The organism is Micromonospora sp. DSM 45708 (genome assembly GCF_039566955.1).
In the GTDB taxonomy this organism is placed as follows: Bacteria; Actinomycetota; Actinomycetes; order Mycobacteriales; family Micromonosporaceae; genus Micromonospora.
In genome coordinates this window covers 6,241,114-6,264,640 of the sequence record NZ_CP154796.1, presented here as the reverse complement: position 1 = coordinate 6,264,640, position 23,527 = coordinate 6,241,114, and the positions used below count along the sequence as shown (strand labels likewise).

The 23,527-nt window shown below is 72.4% G+C and carries 21 protein-coding genes; 14 read left to right on the top strand and 7 right to left on the bottom strand.

Features of this window, described 5'->3' with window-relative positions; genetic code table 11:
• Positions 1 to 91 precede the first annotated feature (91 nt).
• Complete coding sequence (locus tag VKK44_RS27285) at positions 92 to 2,152, bottom strand: SpoIIE family protein phosphatase (protein WP_343444041.1); 2,061 nt, start codon at positions 2,150 to 2,152, stop codon at positions 92 to 94.
• A 181-nt stretch (positions 2,153 to 2,333) separates the two neighbouring features.
• Here VKK44_RS27285 and VKK44_RS27280 point away from each other — a divergent pair, with 181 nt between their 5' ends.
• Both VKK44_RS27280 and VKK44_RS27275 read left to right on the top strand, forming a co-directional pair.
• A complete protein-coding gene (locus VKK44_RS27280) occupies positions 2,334 to 6,698 on the top strand; it encodes a HAMP domain-containing protein (protein ID WP_343444040.1) in 4,365 nt (1,454 codons plus the stop codon).
• Positions 6,695 to 7,252, top strand: a complete 558-nt coding sequence (locus VKK44_RS27275) for a response regulator (protein ID WP_343444039.1) — start codon at positions 6,695 to 6,697, stop codon at positions 7,250 to 7,252. The genes VKK44_RS27280 and VKK44_RS27275 overlap by 4 nt, the downstream gene beginning before the upstream one ends.
• Positions 7,253 to 7,255: 3 nt before the next feature.
• Here VKK44_RS27275 and VKK44_RS27270 read toward each other — a convergent pair whose 3' ends face one another.
• A complete protein-coding gene (locus VKK44_RS27270; protein ID WP_343444038.1) occupies positions 7,256 to 7,759 on the bottom strand; it encodes a GbsR/MarR family transcriptional regulator in 504 nt (167 codons plus the stop codon).
• Between the two features lie 87 nt (positions 7,760 to 7,846).
• Here VKK44_RS27270 and VKK44_RS27265 point away from each other — a divergent pair, with 87 nt between their 5' ends.
• Both VKK44_RS27265 and VKK44_RS27260 read left to right on the top strand, forming a co-directional pair.
• Positions 7,847 to 8,749, top strand: a complete 903-nt coding sequence (locus VKK44_RS27265; protein ID WP_343444037.1) for an ABC transporter ATP-binding protein — start codon at positions 7,847 to 7,849, stop codon at positions 8,747 to 8,749.
• The gene (locus tag VKK44_RS27260; RefSeq protein ID WP_343444036.1) at positions 8,746 to 10,338 is read left to right on the top strand and encodes an ABC transporter permease; all 1,593 of its coding nucleotides are present in this window, start codon (positions 8,746 to 8,748) and stop codon (positions 10,336 to 10,338) included. The genes VKK44_RS27265 and VKK44_RS27260 overlap by 4 nt, the downstream gene beginning before the upstream one ends.
• Positions 10,339 to 10,421: 83 nt before the next feature.
• Here the strand turns inward: VKK44_RS27260 and VKK44_RS27255 are convergent, their stop codons facing one another.
• On the bottom strand, positions 10,422 to 10,754 hold the full coding sequence (locus VKK44_RS27255; protein WP_343444035.1) for an STAS domain-containing protein: 333 nt from the start codon (positions 10,752 to 10,754) through the stop codon (positions 10,422 to 10,424).
• A 223-nt stretch (positions 10,755 to 10,977) separates the two neighbouring features.
• On the opposite strand from VKK44_RS27255, the gene hemL reads away from it, so the two are divergent.
• Genes hemL through ccsB form a run of 6 tightly spaced genes read left to right on the top strand, consistent with a single transcriptional unit; the run spans position 10,978 to position 16,964 of the window.
• Positions 10,978 to 12,315, top strand: coding sequence for a glutamate-1-semialdehyde 2,1-aminomutase (gene hemL / locus VKK44_RS27250; protein WP_343444034.1), 1,338 nt, complete (start codon positions 10,978 to 10,980; stop codon positions 12,313 to 12,315).
• Positions 12,316 to 12,318: 3 nt separating this feature from the next.
• Positions 12,319 to 12,966, top strand: a complete 648-nt coding sequence (locus tag VKK44_RS27245) for a histidine phosphatase family protein (RefSeq protein ID WP_282286066.1) — start codon at positions 12,319 to 12,321, stop codon at positions 12,964 to 12,966.
• Positions 12,966 to 13,541: a TlpA family protein disulfide reductase gene (locus VKK44_RS27240; protein WP_343444033.1), complete on the top strand. Its 576-nt coding sequence runs from the start codon at positions 12,966 to 12,968 to the stop codon at positions 13,539 to 13,541. Before VKK44_RS27245 ends, VKK44_RS27240 begins: the two co-directional genes overlap by 1 nt.
• Positions 13,541 to 14,377: a cytochrome c biogenesis CcdA family protein gene (locus tag VKK44_RS27235; protein WP_343444032.1), complete on the top strand. Its 837-nt coding sequence runs from the start codon at positions 13,541 to 13,543 to the stop codon at positions 14,375 to 14,377. The genes VKK44_RS27240 and VKK44_RS27235 overlap by 1 nt, the downstream gene beginning before the upstream one ends.
• Positions 14,377 to 15,996, top strand: a complete 1,620-nt coding sequence (gene resB, locus VKK44_RS27230) for a cytochrome c biogenesis protein ResB (RefSeq protein WP_343444031.1) — start codon at positions 14,377 to 14,379, stop codon at positions 15,994 to 15,996. Before VKK44_RS27235 ends, resB begins: the two co-directional genes overlap by 1 nt.
• Complete coding sequence (gene ccsB, locus VKK44_RS27225; protein WP_343444030.1) at positions 15,996 to 16,964, top strand: c-type cytochrome biogenesis protein CcsB; 969 nt, start codon at positions 15,996 to 15,998, stop codon at positions 16,962 to 16,964. The genes resB and ccsB overlap by 1 nt, the downstream gene beginning before the upstream one ends.
• Before the next feature lie 108 nt (positions 16,965 to 17,072).
• Here ccsB and VKK44_RS27220 read toward each other — a convergent pair whose 3' ends face one another.
• Positions 17,073 to 18,419, bottom strand: a complete 1,347-nt coding sequence (locus VKK44_RS27220; protein WP_343444029.1) for a hypothetical protein — start codon at positions 18,417 to 18,419, stop codon at positions 17,073 to 17,075.
• A 235-nt stretch (positions 18,420 to 18,654) separates the two neighbouring features.
• On the opposite strand from VKK44_RS27220, the gene VKK44_RS27215 reads away from it, so the two are divergent.
• Positions 18,655 to 19,866, top strand: a complete 1,212-nt coding sequence (locus VKK44_RS27215; protein WP_343444028.1) for a pectate lyase — start codon at positions 18,655 to 18,657, stop codon at positions 19,864 to 19,866.
• Between the two features lie 67 nt (positions 19,867 to 19,933).
• On the opposite strand, the gene VKK44_RS27210 is transcribed toward VKK44_RS27215, so the two are convergent.
• Entirely contained in the window at positions 19,934 to 20,404 is a 471-nt protein-coding gene (locus tag VKK44_RS27210) for a MarR family winged helix-turn-helix transcriptional regulator (protein ID WP_343444027.1), read from the bottom strand.
• 63 nt (positions 20,405 to 20,467) lie between these two features.
• On the opposite strand from VKK44_RS27210, the gene VKK44_RS27205 reads away from it, so the two are divergent.
• Entirely contained in the window at positions 20,468 to 21,022 is a 555-nt protein-coding gene (locus VKK44_RS27205) for a carboxymuconolactone decarboxylase family protein (RefSeq protein WP_343444026.1), read from the top strand.
• A gap of 40 nt (positions 21,023 to 21,062) precedes the next feature.
• Here the strand turns inward: VKK44_RS27205 and VKK44_RS27200 are convergent, their stop codons facing one another.
• Positions 21,063 to 21,341, bottom strand: coding sequence for a hypothetical protein (locus VKK44_RS27200; protein ID WP_343444025.1), 279 nt, complete (start codon positions 21,339 to 21,341; stop codon positions 21,063 to 21,065).
• A gap of 237 nt (positions 21,342 to 21,578) precedes the next feature.
• Between VKK44_RS27200 and VKK44_RS27195 the strand changes: the two genes are divergently transcribed.
• Together VKK44_RS27195 and VKK44_RS27190 are read left to right on the top strand one after the other, a co-directional pair.
• Positions 21,579 to 22,370 (top strand): helix-turn-helix domain-containing protein, encoded by a 792-nt coding sequence (locus VKK44_RS27195; RefSeq protein ID WP_343444024.1) that lies wholly within the window; start codon positions 21,579 to 21,581, stop codon positions 22,368 to 22,370.
• Positions 22,358 to 22,549 carry a DUF397 domain-containing protein gene (locus tag VKK44_RS27190; RefSeq protein WP_281943667.1) on the top strand — a complete coding sequence of 64 codons (192 nt, stop codon included), beginning with the start codon at positions 22,358 to 22,360 and terminating at the stop codon, positions 22,547 to 22,549. Before VKK44_RS27195 ends, VKK44_RS27190 begins: the two co-directional genes overlap by 13 nt.
• Positions 22,550 to 22,561: 12 nt before the next feature.
• Here the strand turns inward: VKK44_RS27190 and VKK44_RS27185 are convergent, their stop codons facing one another.
• Positions 22,562 to 23,434, bottom strand: a complete 873-nt coding sequence (locus VKK44_RS27185) for an alpha/beta fold hydrolase (protein WP_343444023.1) — start codon at positions 23,432 to 23,434, stop codon at positions 22,562 to 22,564.
• Between the last annotated feature and the right edge of the window lie 93 nt (positions 23,435 to 23,527).

The following is a 23,527-nucleotide window of genomic DNA, read 5'->3' as shown; positions in this document are numbered from 1 at the left end:
GCCCACCCGGGCGGTGATCATGAGGTTGGCGGTGACAAATGGACGGATCACGGGGTCAACCTCATGATCAACCACGGGAAGGCCGGGGTGGTCAGGGGATGTCGTTGCGGAGGACCAGGACGGCGATGTCGTCGCGTGGGGGTTCGGGGGAGAAGGCGATGGTGGCGGCGCGCAGTCTCGCGGCGACCACGTCCGCCGAGTAGCCGGCCAGAGGCGCCGCGGACTCGCGCAGCCGCTCGGTGCCGAACAGCTCCCGGCCGCGCCGCCGCTCGGTCACCCCGTCCGTATAGAAGATCAACGCGTCGCCCGGCTTGAGCGCCAGCTCGGCCGTCGGGGTGGTGATCGTGTCGAGCAGGCCGAGCGCGGTGCCGCTGGCGCCGACGAACGTCGCGCCGCCGCCGCCGTGCAACAGCACCGGCCGGTCGTGGCCGGCCAGGTGCAGGGACACGTCGAGCTGGTCGCCGTCGCCGGGCGCGACCGCCGCCAGCGCGAGCGTGCAGTAACGCCCGCCGCCGCGCTCGACAAGCGTCTCGTTGAGCCGGCCGAGCACCTCCGGCAGCGGCTTGCCGTCGCCCACCAGCACCCGGATCACGTCCCGGACCAGGCCGGTCACGGCGGCGGCCTGCACGCCCTTGCCGGAGACGTCACCGACCACCACCAGCCAGCGACCGTCCGGCAGCGGCACCACGTCGTAGAAGTCGCCACCGACCTCGGCGTCGTCGCCGGTCGGGACGTACTCGGCGGCGAAGCCGATGCCCTCGACCACCGGCAGCACCGGCGGCAGCAGCGACTGCTGGAGCGTCTGCGCGACCCGGCGGCGTTCGGCGTGGATGCGGGCGTTCTCGATGGCGAGCGCGGCCCGCCGGGCCACGTCCTCCAGCACCGAGACCTCGTCGGGGTCGTGCCGGTGCCGCTGGTGCCGGCCCACGGCGAGCGTGCCGAGCCGCTGCCCGCGGGCGATCAACGGGACGGCGAAGCCCTCCATCGGCCCGCCCAACGGCACCTGCGTCTGACTGCGGGACGCCTCGCGCAGCCGGGACTGGATCGAGTCCGGGCCGGTCTCGGCGAGGACCCGGTGCAGGTGGGGAAGCATCCCCTCGTCGGCGTGGCTGGACGCGGCGAGGCGCAGCCGCCCCCATTCGTCGGTGGTGTGCACCGCGCACCACTGGCCGAGCCGGGGCACCACGAGCTGCGGGACGAGCGCCATGGTCAACTCGACGTCCAGCGACTGGGCGAGCAGCTCGCTCGCCTCGGCGAGGAAGGTCAGCCAGGCGGACCGGCGGACGTCGGCGCGGCGCAGCCGGTCGTTCTCCAGGTGCAGTGACAGCCGCTCGGCGGCCAGCACCGCGAGCGGCCGGGCGTACGCCGAGGGCGCCGCGTCCAGTTCCAGCTCGCCGGCGTACGGGCGGTGCACGGCGAGCGGGACACACAGCAGCTCGTTGCCCTCCCGGGGCGCCCGGCCGTAGCGGGCGAACACCTGGGTGCCCAGCCCGTCACCGCGGTCCAGTCGGACCGTGCCGCCGGCCGCGCCGACCATCTCGCCCACCCGGGTCAGCAGCCCGGTGGCGAACTCGGGAAGCGGGTCGTCGGCGTACGCGTCGGGGGTGGTCTGCATCAGCGCGCTCATCGCCGCGGCGCTCGGCGTGCCCTGGCCCGGGCGTTCCGTGGTGTCCCGGGCCGGCGCGGCGGACCGCCGGGTGGGCCCGCCGGGGTCGGGCCGGTCCAGGCGGAACCAGACGCCCTTGCCGGTGGGTAGGTAGGTGGTGCCCCAGCGGCTGGCGAAGTGGTCGACGAGCAGCAGGCCGCGACCGCGCGTGGCCACCTCGGTGATGTCGGCGGTGGTGTTGCGTACGCCGACGACGAGTTCGTCGACCGGGCCGGAGGCGAAGTCGGTGACGGTGACGGTGAACCCGGCGGGGTCGGCCTCGACCTCGATGTCCAGTTCGGTACGCGCGTGCTCGACCGCGTTGGTGGTCAGCTCGGTGGTGAGCAGTAGCGCCTCGTTGAGCAACTCGGGCAGGCCGGCTTCGAGGAGCATGGCCCGCACCAGCGCCCGGGCCGCTGCCGGGGTGCGCCGGTCGGCGGGGAGGCGGACGCGTCGGACGTGCTCGTCCGCGCCGTCGCCGTGGGCCGGCCCCGCATCCGCTGCCACCTCCGTATCCTCTACCGCCGCCGCCCCGGCTGCCAACCACCCCGCCCGAACCCGGAAACTCGGGCGGATACCGTCCGTGACGCGCCCTCAGCCGACCGTGACCTCGACGGATCGCGCGGCAGAATGATGGGATGGCCGCGTGTCGGCACGAGCCGGTGGGCCCCGAGCTGAGCGAGGAATGATGACCACGGCGAAACAGTCGGTGAGCGCGGATCCGTCCGCCACCGACCACGAGGCGCTCCTCGGCGAGCTGGTCGAGGCGTTGCAGCGGGTGGCCCGCGGCGACCTCCGGGCTCGCCTGCCGCGACGGGCGGGCCGCTCCGGCGAGGTGGCCGACGCGTTCAACGACGTGGTGTCGCTCCAGGAACGGCAGCACCTGGACCTGCGCCGGATCAGCCGGATCGTCGGCCGGGACGGCCGGCTGACCGAGCGCCTCGACGACGAGGGCCTGGAGGGCTCCTGGGCGGAGGGGCAGCGGGCGGTCAACTCGCTGATCGACGACCTGGGCCGGCCGGCCACCGAGATCGCCCGGGTCATCGTGGCGGTGGCCGACGGCGACCTGTCCCAGCACATGGCGTTGGAGATCGACGGACGCCCGCTGCGCGGTGAGTACCTGCGGATCGGCCGGACCGTGAACACCATGGTCGACCAGCTCTCGTCGTTCGCCGACGAGGTGACCCGGGTGGCGCGTGAGGTGGGCACCGAGGGCAAGCTCGGCGGCCAGGCCGACGTGCGCGGCGTCGCCGGCACCTGGAAGGACCTCACCGACTCGGTGAACACCATGGCGTCGAACCTGACCGGCCAGGTGCGGTCGATCTCCCAGGTGGCGACCGCGGTGGCGAAGGGTGACCTGTCGCAGAAGATCACCGTCGGCGCGCGCGGCGAGGTGGCCGAGCTGGCGGACACCATGAACTCGCTCACCGACACGCTGCGCCTCTTCGCCGAGCAGGTGACGCGGGTGGCGCGTGAGGTGGGCACCGAGGGCAAGCTGGGCGGTCAGGCGCAGGTGCCGGGTGTGGCCGGCACCTGGAAGGACCTGACCGACAACGTCAACTCGATGGCGTCGAACCTGACCTCCCAGGTCCGCAACATCGCCCAGGTGTCGACGGCGGTGGCGAAGGGCGACCTGAGCCAGAAGATCACGGTGGCGGCGCAGGGCGAGATCCTGGAGCTGAAGGACACCGTGAACACGATGGTGGACCAGCTCTCGTCGTTCGCCGATGAGGTGACCCGGGTGGCCCGCGAGGTCGGCATCGAGGGCAAGCTCGGCGGCCAGGCCCAGGTGCGCGGCGTCTCCGGCACCTGGCGCGACCTCACCGAGAACGTCAACCAGCTCGCCGGCAACCTGACCAGCCAGGTCCGGAACATCTCCCAGGTGTCGACCGCCGTGGCGAAGGGCGACCTGGGTCAGAAGATCACGGTGGACGCGCAGGGCGAGATCCTGGAGCTGAAGAACACCGTGAACACGATGGTGGATCAGCTCTCGTCGTTCGCCGACGAGGTGACGCGGGTGGCGCGTGAGGTGGGCACCGAGGGCAAGCTCGGTGGTCAGGCGCAGGTGAAGGGCGTCTCCGGCACCTGGCGGGACCTGACCGACAACGTGAACTCGATGGCGTCGAACCTGACCTCCCAGGTCCGCAACATCGCGTCGGTCACCACGGCGGTGGCGAAGGGCGACCTGTCGCAGAAGATCACCGTGGACGCCCGGGGCGAGATCCTGGAGCTGAAGTCGACGGTGAACACGATGGTGGACCAGCTCTCGTCGTTCGCCGACGAGGTGACGCGGGTGGCGCGTGAGGTGGGCACCGAGGGCAAGCTGGGCGGTCAGGCCCAGGTGCGCGGCGTGGCCGGCACGTGGCGGGACCTGACCGACAACGTGAACTCGATGGCGTCGAACCTGACCGCCCAGGTGCGGAACATCGCCCAGGTCTCCACCGCGGTCGCCAAGGGCGACCTGTCGCAGAAGATCACCGTGGACGCGCAGGGCGAGATCCTGGAGCTGAAGTCCACGGTGAACACGATGGTGGACCAGCTCTCGTCGTTCGCGGACGAGGTGACGCGGGTGGCGCGTGAGGTGGGCACCGAGGGCAAGCTCGGCGGTCAGGCGCAGGTGAAGGGCGTCTCCGGCACGTGGCGGGACCTGACCGACAACGTGAACTCGATGGGGTCGAACCTGACCTCCCAGGTCCGCAACATCGCGTCGGTCACCACGGCGGTGGCGCGGGGTGACCTGGGTCAGAAGATCACGGTGGACGCGCAGGGCGAGATCCTGGAGCTGAAGAACACCGTCAACACGATGGTGGACCAGCTCTCCTCGTTCGCCGACGAGGTGACCCGGGTGGCCCGCGAGGTGGGCACCGAGGGCAAGCTCGGCGGCCAGGCCCAGGTGAAGGGCGTCTCCGGCACCTGGCGCGACCTCACCGAGAACGTCAACCAGCTCGCCTCGACGTTGACCACGCAGTTGCGCGCCATCGCGCAGGTCTCCACGTCGGTGACCCGGGGCGACCTGACCCAGCGGATCAACGTGAAGGCGCAGGGCGAGGTCGCCGAGCTGAAGGACAACATCAACCAGATGATCGTCACCCTCCGGGAGACGACCAAGAAGAACGCCGAGCAGGGCTGGCTCGACTCCAACCTGGCCCGCATCGGCGGCCTGCTCCAGGGCCAGCGGGACCTGGGCGAGGTCTGCCGCATGATCATGATGGAGGTGACCCCGCTGGTCGACGCGCAGCTCGGCGCGTTCTTCCTGGCGGACAGCTCCGAGGGCAGCATGCGGCTGCGGCTCACCGCCTCGTACGGCTACGTGGCCCGGGGCCACGACGTCACGTTCGGCCCGGGCGAGGGGCTGGTCGGGCAGGCCGCGCTTTCCCGCCGCACCATCCGGGTCAAGGCGCAGCCGGGCGGCCGGCTGGTGGTCCGTTCCGGGCTGGCCGACACGCCCCCGGCCGACCTGGTGGTGCTGCCGGTGCTGTTCGAGGGTGAGCTGCTCGGCGTGATCGAGTTCGCCGGCGTGACCACCTTCTCCGAGCTGCACCTGTCGTTCCTGGAGCGGCTGGTGCTCACCATCGGCGTCGCGGTCAACACCATTCAGGCCAACCGGCGTACGGAGGAGCTGCTGGCACAGTCGCAGCGGCTGGCGCACGAGATGCAGGACCAGTCGGCGGAGTTGCAGCGCACCAACGCCGAGCTGGAGGACAAGGCGAAGCTGCTGTCGGAGCAGAAGGCCAACATCGAGACGCAGAACCGGGAGATCGAGCTGGCCCGGCTCGGCCTGGAGGAGAAGGCGCAGCAGCTCACCCGCGCGTCGGCGTACAAGTCGGAGTTCCTGGCCAACATGAGCCACGAGCTGCGGACGCCGCTGAACTCCCTGCTGCTGCTGGCGCGGCTGCTGGCGGAAAACCCGGAGCGGAACCTCAGCGCGAAGCAGATCGAGTTCGCCCGGACCATCCACGGCGCCGGCTCGGACCTGCTGTCGCTGATCGACGACATCCTGGACCTGTCCAAGATCGAGGCGGGCCGGATGGACGTGGAGCCGGCCGAGATCCAGTTTGCCGAGATCCGCGGCTACGTCGAGCAGGCGTTCGCGCCGCAGGCCGAGGAGAAGGGCCTGGACTTCCAGGTCCGGGTCAGCCGGGAACTGCCGCCGGCCCTGGTCACCGACGCCCAGCGGTTGCAGCAGATCCTGCGCAACCTGCTGTCGAACGCGGTGAAGTTCACCGACAACGGGGCGGTGACGCTGCGCATCGGGCCGGCCGCCGAGAACGCGGTCTTCGACGTGCCGGCACTGACCAACGCGCAGCGGGTCATCGCGTTCACCGTCATCGACACCGGGATCGGCGTCTCGGACGACAAGCTCTCGCTGATCTTCGAGGCGTTCCAGCAGGCCGACGGCACGACCAGCCGGCGCTACGGCGGCACCGGGCTGGGCCTGTCGATCAGCCGGGACCTGGCCCGCCTGCTCGGCGGCACGATCACCGTGTCGTCCGCGCCCGGGCAGGGGTCGACGTTCACGCTCTTCGTACCGGACGTGCTGGCGCCGGACGCGGTGGTGGCGCCGGCCCCGCCGTCGCCGAGCCGCGCGGGCCTGCCGTCGTCGCTGCTCATGCCGATGGAGCTGCCGCAGCCGCAGGAGACGCCGGCGACCCGCCGGCTGGACGGCGTGACCGTCCTGATCATCGACGACGACGTCCGGAACGTGTTCGCGCTGACGTCCGCGTTGGAACTGCACGGGATGACCGTGCTGTACTCGGACAACGGCGTGGACGGCGTGCGTCAGCTCGCCGAGCACCCGGAGGTGGACATCGTCCTGATGGACGCGATGATGCCGGATCAGGACGGCTACGAGACGACCGCGCAGATCCGCCGCAACCACCGCTTCGCGGACCTGCCGATCGTGTTCCTGACCGCCAAGGCGATGCCCGGCGACCGGGAGTCGGCGCTGGCGGCCGGCGGCAGCGACTACATCACCAAGCCGGTGGACCTGGACGAGCTGATCGGGCTGATGGCGTCCTGGATCGGCCGCAGCAGAGGCGAGGAGAACGCGTGACGCAGACGGCCAAGGCCCTGCTGGTGGACGACCGGCGGGAGAACCTGATGGCGTTGGAGGCCATCCTCCAGGGGCTCCCGGTGCAGTCGGTCGCGGTGGAGAGCGGTGAGGCCGCGCTCAAGCAGTTGCTGGTGGACGACTTCGCGGTGATCCTGCTGGACGCGCAGATGCCGGACATGGACGGCTTCGAGACCGCCACCCACATCAAGCGGCGGGAGCGCACCCGGCACGTACCGATCATCTTCCTCACCGCGGCGGACAAGGACGCCCAGCTCGCGCTGCGCGGTTACGCGGTCGGTGCGGTCGACTACCTGACCAAGCCGTTCGATCCGTGGGTGCTGCGGGCCAAGGTGACGGTCTTCGTCGAGCTGTGGGTGAAGACCCGGCAGCTCGCCGCCCAGTCGGATCTGGTGCGGGAGCGGGACCTCCAGTGGCGACGCCTCGCCGAGGCGGTGGACGCGGCGACCGCGTTGCTGCGTACCGACGACGACCCGGCGGCCCGGGAGCGGGCGGCGGACCTGTTGGAGCAGGCCCGCTGGGGGAACACCCGCTGAGGTTCAGCCGCCGGCCGGGCCGCCGTGCCCGGTCGCGGCCCGATGGGCCCGCCACCGGTCGCCGAGCGACTCCACCTCGTCCTGTACGAAGAGGAAGAAGTCCCGCATCTCGGTGACCCGTTCGCCGGCCGGGGTGCTCCGGCCGCGCAGCGCGTCGACGCCGCCACCGGCGATGTCGATGAAGTTCTTGTAGAGGTTGGTCTTGGTGATGGTCGCCTCGTACCAGGGGTTGTCCGGCATCCGGTAGCGGTCGCGTCGGGAGCCCTTGACCGGCTCGCGGACCAGCATGGCGAACTGGGTCAGGTAGCGGACCGCGCCGGAGACGGCCGCCGCGCTGACACCCAGCCGCTCGGCGATCTCGGCCGCGGTCAGCGGGTCGTCGGCGCTCATCACGGTGAACAGGACCCGGGCGGCCATCCGGGGGAAGCCGACGTCGGCGAAGGCCATCGCCATCCGCTCGACGAAGAGGTGGACCTCTTCCTCGTCGTACGCGGGGGGTTGGCTCATGGTCGTCTCCTCGGCGCTCATCCCCGTGATCGTCTCTCACCTCTCACTGTCTTCACAAGTTTCTGAAACGAGCGTAGCTTCCGAAGTATGGAAACCACCATTGAGGTGTCCGGCCTGGTGAAGACGTTCGGCCGGACCCGGGCGCTCGACGGACTCGACCTGAGCGTCCGCACCGGTGAGGTGCACGGCTTCCTGGGCCCCAACGGCTCGGGCAAGTCGACCACCATCCGGGTGCTGCTCGGCCTGCTGCGGGCGGACGCGGGGACCGTCCGGCTGCTCGGCGGCGATCCGTGGCGGGACGCCGTCGCGCTGCACCGCCGGCTCGCGTACGTGCCCGGCGACGTCACGCTCTGGCCCAACCTCAGCGGCGGCGAGGTGATCGACCTGCTCGGCCGGATGCGCGGCGGGCTCGACCCGAGGCGCCGCGCCGAGCTGCTGGAGTCGTTCGAGCTGGACCCGCGCAAGAAGGGCCGCACCTACTCCAAGGGCAACCGGCAGAAGGTCGGCCTGGTGGCCGCGCTCGCCTCCGACGTCGAGCTGCTCATCCTCGACGAGCCGACCTCCGGGCTCGACCCGCTGATGGAGGAGGTGTTCCAGCACTGGGTCCGCCGGGCCCGCCACGACGGCCGCACCGTGCTGCTCTCCAGCCACATCCTGGCCGAGGTGGAGGCGCTCTGCGACCGGGTCACCATCATCCGGGCCGGCCGCGCGGTGGAGTCCGGCACGCTCGGCGACCTGCGCCACCTGCACCGCACCGCGATCGACGCCGAGGTCACCGCCCCGCTCGACGGGCTGGCCGACCTGCCCGGCGTGCACGACCTGCGGGTGGACGGCCACCGGGTGCGCTTCGACGTGGACACCGCCGCGCTGGACACCGCGCTGCGCCGCCTCACCGAACTGGGCGTCCGCAGCCTGGTCAGCACGCCGCCCACGCTGGAGGAACTGTTCCTGCGGCACTACGAGACCGCCCCGGAGAAGGTGCTCTCATGAGCGCGCTCACCGGGACCCGTCACCTGGCCCGGCTGATCCTGCGCCGGGACCGCGTCCTGCTGCCGCTCTGGGTGCTGGTCCTCGCCGTGCTGCCGATGTCGTACGCGACCAGCTTCTTCGAGCTGTTCCCCACCGCCGCCGAGCGGGCCGCGTACACCGAGGGGACCGCCCGCAACCCGTCCATCGTCGCGCTGCTCGGCCCGGTCTACGGCGACAGCGTCGGCGCGCTGACCGCCCAGCGCAGCGGCTTCCTGCTGGTGATCGTCGCGCTGGCCAGCCTGCTCACGGTGATCCGGCACACCCGCACCGAGGAGGAGGCCGGCCGGCGGGAGCTGCTCGGCGGCAGCGTGCTCGGCCGGTACGCCGGCCTGACCGCGGCACTGCTCGTCACGTACGCCGCCGATCTGCTGCTCGGGCTGCTCACCGCCGCCGGGCTCGCCTCGACCGGGCTGCCGGCCGCCGGCTCCTGGGCGTACGGCCTGGCCGCGGCGCTGACCGGGATGGTCTTCGCCACGCTCGGCGGGCTGGCCGCGCAGCTCACCGAGACCGCCGGCGGGGCACGGGGGATCGGCCTCGCCGGCCTCGGCGCCGCGTTCGGGCTGCGCCTGGTCGGGGACACCGCCGGCAACGACTGGCCGAGCTGGCTGTCGCCGCTGGGCTGGGCGGCCCGGGTGCGGGCGTACGAGGGGGACCGGTGGTGGGTGCTGCTGCTGCCGCTGGCCGCGATCGCGCTGATCGCGGCGTTCGCGTACCCGGTCTCGGTCCGTCGCGACCTCGGCGCGGGCGTGCTGCCGCCCCGGCTCGGGCCGGCCACCGCCGGCGGTGCCCTGTCCGGTCCGGTCGGCCTGGCCTGGCGGCTGCACCGGGGGCAGCTCCTCTGGTGGTCGGTCGGGTTCGGCCTGCTCGGGCTGATCCTGGGCGGCGCCGCCGAGGCGGCCGGGCGCTCGGTGGAGGGGAACCCGCGGCTGGAGGAGGTCATGGCCCGGCTGGGCGGGGCCTCCGGGCTGGCCGACGCCTACCTGGGCGTCACGCTGAGTCTGGCCGGGCTGGCCGCCGCCGGGTACGGCATCCAGGCGGCGTTGCGGATGCGCGCGGAGGAGACCGCCGGCCGGGCCGAACCGGTGCTCGCCACCGGCACGCGCCGCTCGACCTGGCTGCTCTCGCACGTGGCGTTCGCGCTGCTCGGGCCGGTGGTGGTGCTCGCGGTGACCGGCCTGGCCACCGGCCTCACGTACGGCTTCAGCGTGGGCGAGGTGCCCCGGCAGGTGGGCCGGATGCTCGGCGCGGGGCTGGCCCAGGCGCCGGCCGCCTGGGTGCTGGCCGGGCTCGCCGTGCTGCTCCACGGGCTGCTGCCCCGGCTCGCGTCGGCCGCCTGGGCGGTGCTGGCGGTCTGCGTCCTGCTCGGCCAGCTCGGCGCTGTCCTGAACCTGAACCAGTGGCTGCTGGACCTGTCCCCGTTCACGCACACCCCCCAGGTGCTGCGCGCCGCCTGGACCCCCACCCCGCTGCTCATGCTCACCGCCCTGGCCGTAACCCTCACCCTGACCGGCCTGCTCACCTTCCGCCGCCGAGATCTCCCCATCACCTGACCCCGTTGATCTTGCACATTCGGCCCCGGCGAAAGGGTTGAATCACCTACGCCCGGGGCCGAAAGTGCGAGATCGCGAGTGGGTCAGGGGGCGGTCTCGTTGCGGATCATCAGGGCGCTGCGGAGGCCGGTGATGTCCAGGACGCGGAGCAGGAAGTCGCCGACGTTGCTCAGCATCAGCACGCACTGGGCATGGCTCGCCTTCCGGCTGAGCACCACGAGCGTGCCGAGGCCCTGCGAGTCGCAGAACGTGACGCCGCCCAGGTCGAGCACGATGCGCGGGGGCGGGTCCGCCAGCATCTCGTTGACCACCGTCGAGAGCTGGGCGGCCGTGAGCATGTCGATCTCACCGGCCAGGCGAAGCACGGCTTCGTCACCCGTCCGGTGCACGGTGATGGACAGTTCGGCACGATCCACCCGGTCAGCCTATCGCGATCCCCACCAACGGGCCCGTCGAGCGCTCCCCGCCCACCCGCCCCACCTCCGGGCGGTCGCTGTTTCACGGAAAGAGCGGCCATGGAATGCGAGATGGCCGCTCTTTCCGTGAAACAGCGCGGAGGGGTGAGGGGGTGAGGCGGGTAACGCCCGGGGCGGGGTGCTGGTGGGGGAGGGGTCGGGCGCTGACACAATGGGGAGCATCGTGACCGAGACCTTTTCCGCCGGATCCGGCCGTTACCCGGCCGACGCTCCGGCCTCCGAGGCCCTGTTCGACCGCGCCAAGGCCCTCGTGCCCGGCGGGGTCAACTCCCCTGTGCGTGCGTTCCGTGCGGTCGGCGGCACCCCACGCTTCATGGTCCGGGGGGAGGGACCCTGGCTGTTCGACGCCGACGGTCGGCGCTACGTCGACCTGGTCTGCTCCTGGGGCCCGCTGATCCTCGGTCACGCCCACCCCGCCGTGGTGGAGGCGCTGCGCGAGGCCGCCACGCTGGGCACCAGCTTCGGCACCCCGACGCCGGGCGAGGTGGACCTCGCCGAGGAGATCGTCGCGCGGACGCCGGTCGAGCAGGTGCGCCTGGTCAACTCCGGCACCGAGGCGACCATGTCGGCGATCCGGCTGGCCCGCGGCTTCACCGGCCGCGCCAAGATCATCAAGTTCGCCGGCTGCTACCACGGCCACTCCGACGCGCTGCTCGCCGCCGCCGGCTCCGGCGTGGCCACGTTCGGTTTGCCCGACTCGCCCGGCGTGACCGGGGCGGCGGCCGGCGACACCATCGTGCTGCCCTACAACGACCTGCGCGCCGTCGAGGCCGCCTTCGCCGCCGAGGGCCCGCACATCGCGGCGGTCATCACCGAGGCGGCGGCCGGCAACATGGGCGTGATCGCGCCGCGCGACGGCTTCAACGCCGAGCTGGCCCGGATCGCCCATGCGCACGGCGCGCTGCTCATCGTCGACGAGGTGATGACCGGGTTCCGGGTCTCCCGCGCCGGCTGGCACGGCCTCGACGCCTCCGACGCCGACCTGTGGACGTACGGCAAGGTGATGGGTGGGGGCCTGCCCGCCGCGGCGTTCGGCGGGCGCGCGGAGATCATGGCGAAGCTGGCCCCGGCCGGCCCGGTCTACCAGGCCGGCACGCTCTCCGGGAACCCGCTCGCCTGCGCTGCCGGCCTGGCCACGCTGCGGCTCGCCGACGACGCGCTCTACCGGCGCCTCGACGAGACGTCCGCCGCGCTGGGCAAGCTCGCCACCGAGGCGCTGTCCGCCGCCGGCGTGCCGCACCGCCTCTCCACCGCGGGCAACATGTTCTCGATCTTCTTCACGGACGCCGACGTGCACGACTACGACAGCGCCCGCACCCAGCAGGTGCCGGCGTTCAAGGCGTTCTTCCACGCGATGCTCGCCGGCGGCGTCTACCTGCCGCCGAGCGCGTTCGAGTCGTGGTTCGTCTCGACGGCGATCGACGACGCCGCGTGGGACCAGATCGCCGCCGCCCTGCCGGTGGCGGCGCGGGCGGCGGCAGCGGCGGGACACGGGGGGTAACCGATGGCGGAGACTGTGGTGCACGTGCTGCGGCACGGCGAGGTGTACAACCCGGACGGCATCCTCTACGGCCGGCTGCCCGGTTTCCGCCTCTCCGAGCTGGGCGTGCAGATGGCCAAGGCGGCGGCCCAGGCGCTCGCCGAGCGGACCGTGGTGCACGTGGTGGCCAGCCCGCTGGAACGCGCCCAGCAGACCGCCGAGCCGATCGCGGCGCAGTTCGGCCTCTCCGTCGGCGTCGACGAGCGGCTGATCGAGAGCGCGAACTGGTTCGAGGGCAAGAAGGTCTCGCCGGGCGACGGCTCGTTCCGCGACCCGCGCAACTGGTGGGTGCTGCGCGACCCGGTCACGCCGTCCTGGGGTGAGGCGTACCAGGCGATCGCCGAGCGGATGTTCGCCGCGCTGCACGCCGCCCGCGTCGCCGCCGAGGGGCGTGAGGCGGTGCTCGTCTCGCACCAGCTCCCGATCTGGACGCTGCGCCGGCACGTCGAGCGCAAGCGGCTCTGGCACGACCCGCGCCGCCGGCAGTGCGGCCTGGCCAGCCTCACCTCGTTCCACTTCGACGGCGCCCGGATCGCCGGCATCGGCTACTCCGAGCCGGCGGCCCACCTGATCGCGATCTCGCCGACCGCCCGGACGGCCAAGGGGGCCTGATGCTCACCCGGAGGCTCGCCGCCGCCCTGCTCGCCGCCGTCACCGCCGGTACGGCGCTGGTCGGCTGCTCCTCCGGCAGTCAGGAGAGCCGGTGCGCGGCCGACGGGCTCACCGTGACCTGTGCCCCGGACCAGCGGTCCAAGACCCCGAAGGTGAGCGGTGAGCTGCTCACCGGCGGGAACTACGACATCGCCCGCGACCGTGGGCAGGTCGTGGTGGTCAACTTCTGGGGTTCCTGGTGCGCGCCCTGCCGGGCCGAGGCGGACGACCTGGAGGCCACCTACCAGGCCACCAAGGGCGCCGGTGTGACGTTCCTCGGCATCAACGTGCAGGACAGCAAGGACAAGGCGATCGCGTTCGAGGAGGGCCGGGTCACCTACCCGAGCATCTTCGACCCCTCCAGCCGGCAGGCGCTCAACTTCGACATCCCGCCGAACAGCACCCCGGCGACGGTGGTGCTCGACCGGGACGGGCGGATCGCGGTCGTGATCCGCCGCGCGGTGACGCGGGACGAGCTGCGGCCGATCGTGGAGAAGATCGCCGCCGAGCGGCCGGCGCCGAACGGCTCCCGCTGATGGGCGAGACGTTCGCGCGGCTCGCCGCGTCCGGCCCGCTGCTGTTCGCGGTGGGCGCGGCGGCGCTGGCCGGCCTGGTCAGCTTCCTCTCCCCGTGCGTGCTGCCGCTGATCCCCGGCTACCTGTCGTACGTGACCGGCCTGGCCGGCACCGACCTGGAGGGCCGCCGCGTGGGTGCGACGCCGCCCGCAGCCGCGCCGCCCACCGGCGGCGGCGTCGCCGTGGCGGAACGCGCGCCGGCCCGCACCACCGCCGCCGTCAAGGGCCGGGTGCTCGCCGGCACGTTGCTCTTCATCGCCGGCTTCACCGCCGTGTTCGTCGCCACCGCGATCCTCTTCTCCGGCGTCGGCAAGCTCTTCTTCCGGTACGAGCGCACGCTGGAGATCGTCATCGGCGCGCTGGTGGTGGTGCTCGGGCTCGGCTACCTCGGCGTGATCCCTGGTATGCAGCGCGAGTTCCGCATCCGCGCGCTGCCCGCCGCCGGCCTGCTCGGCGCTCCGGTGCTCGGCGCGGTCTTCGCGCTGAGCTGGCTGCCCTGCACCGGGCCGACGCTCGGCGCGGTGCTCGGCCTGGCCGCCACCGAGGGGAGCGCCGACCGGGCCGTGGTGCTCGCCGTGGCATATTGCCTCGGGCTGGGGATACCGTTCGTCGTCTTCGGGCTGGGCTTCCAACGCCTGCTCGGGGTGTTCCGCGCCGTCCGGCGCAACAGCCGCTGGGTCACCCGCGTCGGCGGGGCCCTGCTGATCGTGATCGGCCTGGCACTGGCCACCGGCGGCTGGCAGAACGTGGTGATCTGGTTGCAGACGCACGTCGGTGTGGGTGAGGTGAGCATCTGATGACGTCCGTGGACGACCGGCCGGCCACCCCGCCGGCCGAGGCGCCCCGGCGGCGGGTCAACCCGGTGCTGGCCCTGCTGCGCAATTCGTGGCGGCAGCTCACCAGCATGCGTACCGCGCTGATCCTGCTCTTCCTGCTCGCGGTCGCCGCCATCCCCGGCTCGGTGCTGCCGCAGCGCGGGGTCAACCCGGAGAAGGTCGACCAGTGGTTCGTCGACCACCCCGACCTGGCGCCCCGGCTGGACCGGATCGGCGCGTTCGCGGTCTTCGGCTCGGTCTGGTTCTCCGCGATCTACCTGCTGCTGTTCGCCTCGCTGATCGGCTGCATCCTGCCGCGTACCCGCGACCACGTCCGGGCGCTGCGGATGCGCCCGCCGGCCGCGCCGAAACGGCTGGAGCGGCTGCCGCAGCACGCGGTGCTGGAGGCCCCGGCCGCCGCCGACCCGGACGCGATCGCGGCGGTGCTGCGCCGCCGCCGGTGGCGGGTCACCGTCCGCGGCAACGAGGTCTCCGCCGAGAAGGGCTACCTCAAGGAGACCGGCAACCTGCTGTTCCACACCTCGCTGATCGCCGTCCTGCTCGGCGTCGCGGTCGGTTCCTGGTACGGCTGGCACGGCAACCGCATCCTGGTCGCCGGCGCGGACAACGCGTTCTGCAACACCCGCCAGCAGTACGCCGAGGCGTCGCTCGGTCCGCGGGTGGACAGCGCCGACCTGCCGCCGTTCTGCCTCACGCTGGAGAAGTTCGAGGCCGACTACCTGGACTCCGGCCAGGCGTCCCGCTTCTGGGCCACGGTCAGCGTCGACTCCCCCGGTGGCACGCCCCGGACCGCCGGTTTCTCGGTGAACTCGCCGCTGCGGCTCGACGCGGCAAACGTCTACCTGCTTGGCAACGGCTACGCGCCGGTGCTGAGGTACACCGACCGGTTCGGCACCAGCCAGACCAGCGACGACCCGTTCCTGCGCACCGGTGACCCGAACGCCACCGAGGAGGGCGTGGCCGTCTTCCCGGACGCGAACGTCGACCCGAAGACCGGCACCCGGGCCGCGGACCAGCAGGTCGCCTTCGACGGGCTCTACCTGCCCACCGCCGGGGACCGCGCGCCGTACGTCGCCTCGCAGTTCCCGGCCGAGCGGAACCCGGCGCTGAACCTGACCGCCTACCGGGGCAACCTCGGGCTGGACGCCGGCATCCCCGGCTCGGTCTACCAGCTCGACCAGCGTCAGGTCGACAACGGCAAGCTGAAGCAGATCGGCACGAAGCTGCTGCGGCCGGGCGAGACGTGGACCCTGGACGACGGCAGCACGCTGGAGTTCGTCGGCACCCGGCCGTACGTGACGCTCGCGATCCGGCACGCGCCCGGCCAGACGCTGCTGCTGGTGGCCAGCGGCACGCTGCTGCTCGGCCTGATGGGTTCGCTGTTCGCCCGCCGGCGTCGGGTCTGGTTCCGGGTGTCGCCCCCCGACGGTGGATCTCCGACGAGCGGTAGTAGCTTGGTGGAGGCCGGTGGGCTGCCGCGCACCGAGCACCCAGGGTTCGCCGACGAGTTCGCGCAGCTCGTCGCCGCGGTCAGCGGCGGCGGGACGGACGAGCGGCGGGCGCGAGAAGGAGACGAGTGATGTCCGCACTCTCGGATCAGCTGGTCACGTTCGCGATCCTGGCGTACCTGATCGCGATGATCAGCCACGCCGTGGAGTTCGCGGTCGGCAACGCGCGGAAGGTGGCCGTGGCCGCCCCGGCCCGCGAGCTGGTCGGCGCGGGCGTCGGCGGGGCCGGGGGGACCGTCGACGAGCCGGCCGCGCCGCAGCGTCCCGACCGCTCCGCCGCGCGGGCCGCGCTCGCCGGGCGGATCGCCGCCTGGCTCACCGCGCTCGCCGCCGCGCTGCACCTGGGCGCCGTGGTCACGCGGGGCATCGCCGCCGAGCGGATGCCCTGGGGCAACATGTACGAGTTCGTGCTGACGGTCACCTGGATCGGGGTGGCCGCGTGGCTCGTGGTGCTCTGGAAGCAGCCGTCGCTGCGCCGGCTCGGGCTGTTCCTGACGCTGGTGATGGTGCTGCTGCTGGCGTTCGCCGAGCTGAAGCTCTACGTCCAGGTCGTGCCGCTGATGCCGGCGCTCCAGTCGTACTGGTTCATCATCCACGTGTCGACGATCATCTTCGCCTCGGGCATCTTCCTGCTGGGCGTGGTGCCGGCCGCCGCGTACCTGATGCGGGCCGGTTGGGAGCAGGGGCGGCGCAGCTTCCCGTACACCCTGGCCCGCCGGCTGCCGGCGGCGGCCGGGCTGGAGCGGCTGACCTTCACGACGCACGCCTTCGCGTTCCCGATCTTCACGTTCGCGGTGATCGCCGGCGCGATCTGGGCCGAGGCGGCCTGGGGGCGGGCCTGGGGCTGGGACCCGAAGGAGACCTGGGCGTTCATCTCGTGGGTGGTCTACGCGGGCTACCTGCACGCGCGGGCGACGCCGAGCGTCAAGCGCAACGTGGCCACCTGGATCGCCGTGGTGGGCTTCCTGACCGTGTTGATGAACCTGTTCGGGGTCAACTTCTTCTTCACCGGCCTGCACTCGTACGCCGGCGTCAACTGACGCGGTCGGCCGCTCTTCGGCCGTCCGGCCGATCGCTGGTCGGTGGTCTCGACGGCGGCGCCGACCGCCGGGAGTCGGGCGACTCCCGGCGGTCGCGTCGTCGCCGGCTCAGCCGATGACGACCGGGGCGGTGTCGTTCGCCGGGTCGTCGTCGGGTCGGGGGTAGCTGTAGGGCAGGGCGACCGAGCCCGGAGCGCCCAGTGGGCCGTCGATCCGCAGGTCGACGTCGACCAGGAAGGTGTCGCCGGCCGGGAAGACAGCGCCCGGCATCGTGCAGTACCAGGTGATCGGCGCGCCCGGGTCCTCCTCGTCGCCGTTGCCCGAACAGTCCTCCGGCGCGTTCGTCACCACCGTCCCGGCCGGTGGGGTGAACGTGAAGCGGGCGGCGTCGCCGCCGGAGACGGTGCCGTCCGGCACGCCCGGCCCGTCGTTGCGCAGGCCGACCCGGACCCGCACCGTGTCGCCGGGCGCCCCGGCGGCGGTCGCGCCGAGCGCGACCACGTCGAACGCGCCGTAGACGGCGCGGAGATAGTACTGACCGGAGGCGTACTGCTGATCCGGGCCGAGCACGTCGACCGCGTCACCGACCGGGCGCAGCCGCAGCGCCGCGTCCGCCGGGCGGCGCCGCAGCACCACGCCCTCGGGCAGCGGGCCGGCGGTGGCCTCGGGCGCCACGGTCTGCACGATGCGCTTGTCGCCGACCGCGGCCGGGCCGACAGTGGTCGGGAAACCATCGGGCACCTGGTAGCGCCGGCCCGGCGTCAGCTCGCGGCCGAAGTGGCAGACCACGACGGTGCTGAGCTGGCCACCCGTGCCGTAGCGGCAGTTGCGGAACGCCGCCGGCTCCAGCCCGACCGGGAAGCGGAACGTGGCCCGCAGGCCGGTCACCGGCTGATCGCCGGCGCTGAGGAGGGTCACCGGCACGGCCAGCCGGTCGCCGGTGCCGGCGCCTTCCACGTACGCGTCGACGAGGTCGACGGCGTCCGGCCCGGTGCGCACCGTGACGGCCGCCTGCTGGGCCTCGCCGTCGACGCCGTCGGCCAGCGTCGCCCAGCCGATGGTGCCGGCGACGCCGTCGACCGCGCCGGCCACCGCGCGGAGCACGATCGGGACGGTGCCGGTGACGCCGCCGAACTCGTCGGTGGTGGCGTCGGCGGGCATCGGGCAGGTCGCCACCGCGCCCGCCCGGTCGCAGCCGGCCGGGAACGTGGCGGTGGCGACGTCGGCGAGGCCGCTCACGTCGATGCGGACGCGCGGGTGCACCGCGTCGGCGTCGCTGCTGAGCGAGAAGGCGGCGGTGCGGGCGGGTGCGGCCGGACCGCCGAGGGTGGTGTCGCCGAGCCAGCCGCCGACCCAGCCGGGACCGGGGTCGGCGGCGGCCGGGGCCGGCAGCGCCACGACCACCCCGAGCGTGGCCAGCGCCGCCGCGCCGGCCGAAACGCGCAGACGTCTCATCGAACTCCTTGCGGACGGGGACGCCGGCCCGAGCGGCCGACGTCCGCGATCCTATGAGGAGGGTGTGACGGTCAGTCAGTGGCAGGTGCCGCTGCCGGAGTCGGTGAAGGTAGCGCCGGCCACCGGGATGAACTGCCACACGTAGGCGCCGCTTGCCATCTCATCGATGGATGTCTATGGTTAACAGAAAGCGCTTTCTCATACAGAGTACGCACGCTTGAAAGGGTGAAACCGGATGAGACGAAAAGTCGCCACGCGGTGGCTGGCCGGCGGTGCCACGGCGATCGCAGGTGCCGTCATCGCGCTGGCGTTGCAGGTCCCCGACGCCTCGGCCGCCACGAACCTCAGCCTCGGCGCCGGCGCCGACGGCTCCAGCAAGGCCGATGGCACCAGCTACGGCAACGTCATCGACGGCAACGCCGGCACCTACTGGTCGCCGAGCGGCTCGACCGGCACGGTCTCGGTCAAGTGGGGCAGCGCCACCACGGTGTCCTCGGCCGTCATCGTCCAGGGCTCGGGCGGTGGCTCGATCAGCGGCTGGCAGCTCAAGAACTACGACACGGGCGCCGTCCTGGCCAGCGGCAGCAGCGCCCCGAGCGTCATCACCTTCTCCTCGACGTCGCTGAAGAAGATCTCCTTTGTCATCACCAGCGCGTCCGGCGCCCCGCGAATCGCCGAGTTCGAGACGTACTCCAGCGGCGGCTCGACCCCGACCACCAGCCCGACCAGTGGCCCCACCAGCGGTCCGACGTCCGGCCCGACCGGCAACCCGGGCACGCCGACCGGTGCGTGGCCGTCGTCGGCCGGCTCGGTGAGCATCTCGAGCACGGTCAACGTCTCCGGCACCTTCGACGGTGGAATGAAGACCTACTGCTGCATGGGTGACGGTGGGCAGGGCGAGTCGCAGGACCCGATGTTCAAGATCGCCAACGGGGGCACGCTCCAGAACGTCATCCTCGGTTCGCCCGCCGGTGACGGCGTGCACTGCGAGGGCACCTGCACGCTGCGCAACGTGTGGTGGAACGACATCGGCGAGGACGCCGCCACCTTCAAGCAGACCAACGGCGGCACGTCCTACGTCATCGGTGGCGGCGCGCGCAGCGGCAGCGACAAGACCTTCCAGCACAACGGCAACGGCACCGTCAGCATCTCCGGCTTCTATCTCAAGGGGTCCGGCAAGCTGTACCGCGCCTGCGGCAACTGCTCCACCTCGTACACCCGCCACGTGCGTGTCGACAACGTCCTCGTCGACGACATCGACATGCTCACCGGCATCAACAGCAACTGGAACGACACCGCGACGATCACTCGTGTGGTCGTGATCGGCTCGGCCACCATCTGCGGCAAGTACAAGGGTGTGGCCAAGGGCAGCGAACCCAGCTACCTCGGCGAGGGCTGGAACGACGCCAACTGCAAGGTCAACAGAAGTGACGTCATCTTCCGGTAGTGGCGTTCAGAAAGGGGCACCCGGCGTCCGGCCGGGTGCCCCTTTCGTGCTTCGTGACGACCGGGGTTCACGCGCCGAACCAGCCGGGGACGTCGAGGCGGAACACGTCGGCGGGGACCATCCGGCGCAGGTCGTCCTCGATGGCGGCGACCCGGTCCGCGCCGAGCGTGGCCGCCCACCGGTCGCGCAGTTCGTCGAAGACGGTCGCCGAGCGGCGCAGCCCGTCGTGACCCCGGGCGGTCATCCGGACCAGTTTCCGGCGCGCGTCGGCGGGGTCGTCCACCCGTTCCAGGTAGCCGAGCGCGACCAGCCGGTCCACCGTCTTGCCGGCGGCCTGCTTGGAGACGCCGAGGCGTTGCCCGAGGTCGGAGGCGGTGGTGCCGGCCGGTCCGACGGCCTGGAGGACGAAGCCGTGCGCCGGTCGCAGCTCGGGGTGCCCGTGCCGGGCCAGCTCGGCGTGCAGGTCGTCGACGAGCGCGCGGAAGCCGGCGAGCAGCAGCAGCGGCAGCGCGAAGCCGGGGCGGTCAGGCGTTGCCATGTTCGACAACCTGGTTTACGGTTTGGTCAACCATGTTGACTATCTTACGAGAGGGGACCCCGGATGTCCCGCTTCACCACGTACGAACCCGACACCGCGCCGGCCGCCGCCCGCCCGGTCATGGCCGGCGTCCACCGCAAACTGGGCCACCTGCCCGCCGCCGTCGGCTTGATGGCCGGTTCACCCGAGCTGCTCAAGGGCTTCCTCGCCGCCAACGCCGCCTTCGAGGTCACCGATCTCGACCCGGTCGCCCGGGAGGTGGTCGTGCTGACGGTCGCCACCCGCAACGAGTGCCACCTCTGCGTGGCCATGCACACCGCCACGCTCACCCGGCAGGACGCCGCGCCCGAGCTGATCGACGCGCTGCGGGCCGGCGGGGCGCTGCCCGAGCCTCGGCTGGAGGCGCTACGCCGGTTCACCGTCGCCGTGCTCGACCACCGGGGCGCGGTCCCCGACGCCGAGCTGGACGCGTTCCTGGCCGCCGGCTGGCAGCCACGGCACGCGCTGGACGTCGTGCTCGGCGTCGGGACCTACACCATCTCGACGTTCGCGAACCGGCTCACCGCCGCGCCGCTCGACGCGCCCCTGCACCGGTACGCCTGGCAGCCGGCCGCCTGAGGTGAGGTGTTAGGCGGGGCCCCCGCCTCTACCGAATACGTTAAGCGGGGCCCCCGCCTTCGCTCCGGGGGCGGCGTGGGGCGGCCCAGCCGAGGAAGCGTTCGTGCAGCGCGGCGGGCTTCGGCGCGTCCTGCGGGGCGAGCCGGTACAGATCCTCCACGGCGGTGTAGAGCAGCCCGGCGAGGTGGATGCACAGAGCGACGCGGCCGTCCGCCCCGTACTCGGTCAGGAGCGTCAGCCGGGCCGGGCCGCACGGCCACGGGCCGCCGCAGGCCCGGCAGAGCCACAGTGGCCGGTGCGGGTCGTGACGTCGCGTCATCGCACGGTCCTCTTCTCGGTCCCCGGGCTGGAGGAGGGGCCGTCCGCCGCCGACGTACCGGACGGCCCCTCCGCGGTTTCGTCCGTCCTTTCGGGTCGGATCCGAACGATTCCGCTGCGCCCAGTTTCGGGACGGCGGAACTACTGGCGGAAGGCGTATGGTCACTCGGTGTGTCGGGCCGGGCGGTCGGTGAGGTCGGTGAGACACACGGAACGCGGCCGTGAGGAGGGCGTGCGGATGGACGAGCGCTTACAGGTGCTGATCGAGGAGCTGCGGCACATGCGCGCGGCCCGGCGGATGACCCAGGAGGATCTGGCGAAGGCGATCAGCTATTCGCCGTCGACTGTGGCGATGGTCGAGACCGGGGCGCGCAAGCCGCCACCGGATTTCTGGGAGCGGGCCGACGTGGCGCTCGACACCGGTGGCGCGTTCGGCCGGATGCTGGCCCGGTTCGGGTCGCCGCAGTGGATGCGGGCCTGGGAGGCCAACGAGCGGCAGGCCACCGTGCTCCGGTCGTATGAGAACACGGTGGTGCCGGGGCTGTTGCAGACCTCGGCGTACGCCCGCGCGTTGTTCCGCAGCGTCGGCCTGTTCCAGGAGGCGGAGGTGGAGCAGCGGGTGGAGGCCCGGCTGGCGCGGCAGGCGGTGCTGACCGGGGAGAAGCCGCCGCAGCTCGTCGCGGTGCTGGACGAGCACGTGCTGCGCCGGCCGGTCGGTGGGCCGCTGGTGATGCGTGAGCAGGTGCTGCGGTTGATGAAGCTGGCCACCGAGCGGTCCCGGGTCCGGCTCCAGGTGGTGCCCGCCTCGGTCGGCGCATATTCCGGTGTCTCCGGGGCCTTCGTGCTTGCTACGCTCCCCACCGGGGAGGACGTCGCCTATCTGGACGATCAGCTCAAGGGCCAGGTGATCGACCACACCGAGGACGTGCTGGCGGTCCGGTCGTCCTGGGAGTCGATCGAGGGGGAGGCGCTGCCGCCCCGGCAGTCGATGGAGTTGCTAGCGGAGGTGGCGGAGACATGGCGGACCTGACCGGCGCCCGGTGGCGCACCAGCACCCGGAGCAGCACCAACGGCGGCAACTGCGTCGAGGTGGCCGACAACCTGCCGCGCGTGGTCGCCGTCCGGGACAGCAAGGACCGCGCCGGGGCGGTGCTGACGTTCCGCCCGGCCGCCTGGCGCGCGTTCGTCGAGTCGGCCCGCCGGGGCTGACCCGCCCGTCCGTCAACCCTTGAGGAACGGCAGCAGCAGGGCGGTGAGCTTCGCCGGCTGCTCCTCGAACAGCCAGTGGCCGCAGTCCTCGACCACCTCGCCGGTGACCCGATCGGCGTACCGGCGCACCTGCTCGGCCACCTGGCCGCCGAGGCTGGCCTGCGCGCCGACGGCAAGTACCGGCATCGGCAGCTTCGTGCCCCGGTACGCCGTGTTGTCCGCGACGTCCTGCCCGAACGCCCGGAAGTAGGCGAAGCTGGCCCGCAGGTGCGCCTCGTCGCGCAGGTGGCCGGCGTACTCCTCGATGTCGTCCGGGCCGAGACTGCCCTTGTTGACCATGATCGAGTCGGTGAACCGGTCGACCCAGAGCGCCTCCCGGCCGGCGACGAGCTGCTCGGGCAGGCCGTTGGGCACGGTGAAGAAACCGAAGTTCCACACCGCCGGGCCGGCCGCGGTGAGCGCCGGCATGGCGTAGATGCTCTCGTCCGGGATCGGCGCCTCGGTCAGCACCAGCCGGGCGACGGCGTCGGGATGGGCGGCGGCATAGGCGTACGCGACCATGGTGCCCAGGTCGTGGCCGACCAGCCGGATGTCGCCGGCCAGGCCGAGCGCGGTGAGCAGCCCGTGCAGCTCGGCGGCGACCGTCTTCTTGTCGTAGCCGTCGGGCGGGGCGTCGCTGTCACCGAAGCCGCGCAGGTCGGGGGCGATCACCTCGTAGGAGCGCGCCAGCTCCGGCAGCACGTGCCGCCACATCCGCCAGCACTGCGGGTAGCCGTGCAGCAGGACCAGCGTGGGGCCCTGGCCCCCTCGGACATAGTTGATCTCCACGTCGCCGACCTGGGCCCGCTGCTCGCTGAACCCCGCTGGCACCCGCTCGTCGCCCATGCCGCCGACTACCCGCCCGACGGGGCGTTAAAAGGGGGCCCCGCCTCTACCGAATGCGTTAAGAAGGGGCCCTTCCTTGCACCTCAGGGGGGT

Excerpts from the sequence above, each read along its gene's own strand:
- VKK44_RS27280 (WP_343444040.1), top strand. The coding sequence starts at position 2,334 with ATGACCACGGCGAAACAGTCGGTGAGCGCGGATCCGTCCGCCACCGAC.
- VKK44_RS27270 (WP_343444038.1), bottom strand. The coding sequence starts at position 7,759 with ATGAGCCAACCCCCCGCGTACGACGAGGAAGAGGTCCACCTCTTCGTC.
- VKK44_RS27265 (WP_343444037.1), top strand. The coding sequence starts at position 7,847 with ATGGAAACCACCATTGAGGTGTCCGGCCTGGTGAAGACGTTCGGCCGG.
- VKK44_RS27260 (WP_343444036.1), top strand. The coding sequence starts at position 8,746 with ATGAGCGCGCTCACCGGGACCCGTCACCTGGCCCGGCTGATCCTGCGC.
- VKK44_RS27245 (WP_282286066.1), top strand. The coding sequence starts at position 12,319 with ATGGCGGAGACTGTGGTGCACGTGCTGCGGCACGGCGAGGTGTACAAC.
- VKK44_RS27240 (WP_343444033.1), top strand. The coding sequence starts at position 12,966 with ATGCTCACCCGGAGGCTCGCCGCCGCCCTGCTCGCCGCCGTCACCGCC.
- VKK44_RS27235 (WP_343444032.1), top strand. The coding sequence starts at position 13,541 with ATGGGCGAGACGTTCGCGCGGCTCGCCGCGTCCGGCCCGCTGCTGTTC.
- resB (WP_343444031.1), top strand. The coding sequence starts at position 14,377 with ATGACGTCCGTGGACGACCGGCCGGCCACCCCGCCGGCCGAGGCGCCC.
- ccsB (WP_343444030.1), top strand. The coding sequence starts at position 15,996 with ATGTCCGCACTCTCGGATCAGCTGGTCACGTTCGCGATCCTGGCGTAC.
- VKK44_RS27220 (WP_343444029.1), bottom strand. The coding sequence starts at position 18,419 with ATGAGACGTCTGCGCGTTTCGGCCGGCGCGGCGGCGCTGGCCACGCTC.
- VKK44_RS27215 (WP_343444028.1), top strand. The coding sequence starts at position 18,655 with ATGAGACGAAAAGTCGCCACGCGGTGGCTGGCCGGCGGTGCCACGGCG.
- VKK44_RS27210 (WP_343444027.1), bottom strand. The coding sequence starts at position 20,404 with ATGGCAACGCCTGACCGCCCCGGCTTCGCGCTGCCGCTGCTGCTGCTC.
- VKK44_RS27205 (WP_343444026.1), top strand. The coding sequence starts at position 20,468 with ATGTCCCGCTTCACCACGTACGAACCCGACACCGCGCCGGCCGCCGCC.
- VKK44_RS27200 (WP_343444025.1), bottom strand. The coding sequence starts at position 21,341 with ATGACGCGACGTCACGACCCGCACCGGCCACTGTGGCTCTGCCGGGCC.
- VKK44_RS27195 (WP_343444024.1), top strand. The coding sequence starts at position 21,579 with ATGGACGAGCGCTTACAGGTGCTGATCGAGGAGCTGCGGCACATGCGC.
- VKK44_RS27190 (WP_281943667.1), top strand. The coding sequence starts at position 22,358 with ATGGCGGACCTGACCGGCGCCCGGTGGCGCACCAGCACCCGGAGCAGC.
- VKK44_RS27185 (WP_343444023.1), bottom strand. The coding sequence starts at position 23,434 with ATGGGCGACGAGCGGGTGCCAGCGGGGTTCAGCGAGCAGCGGGCCCAG.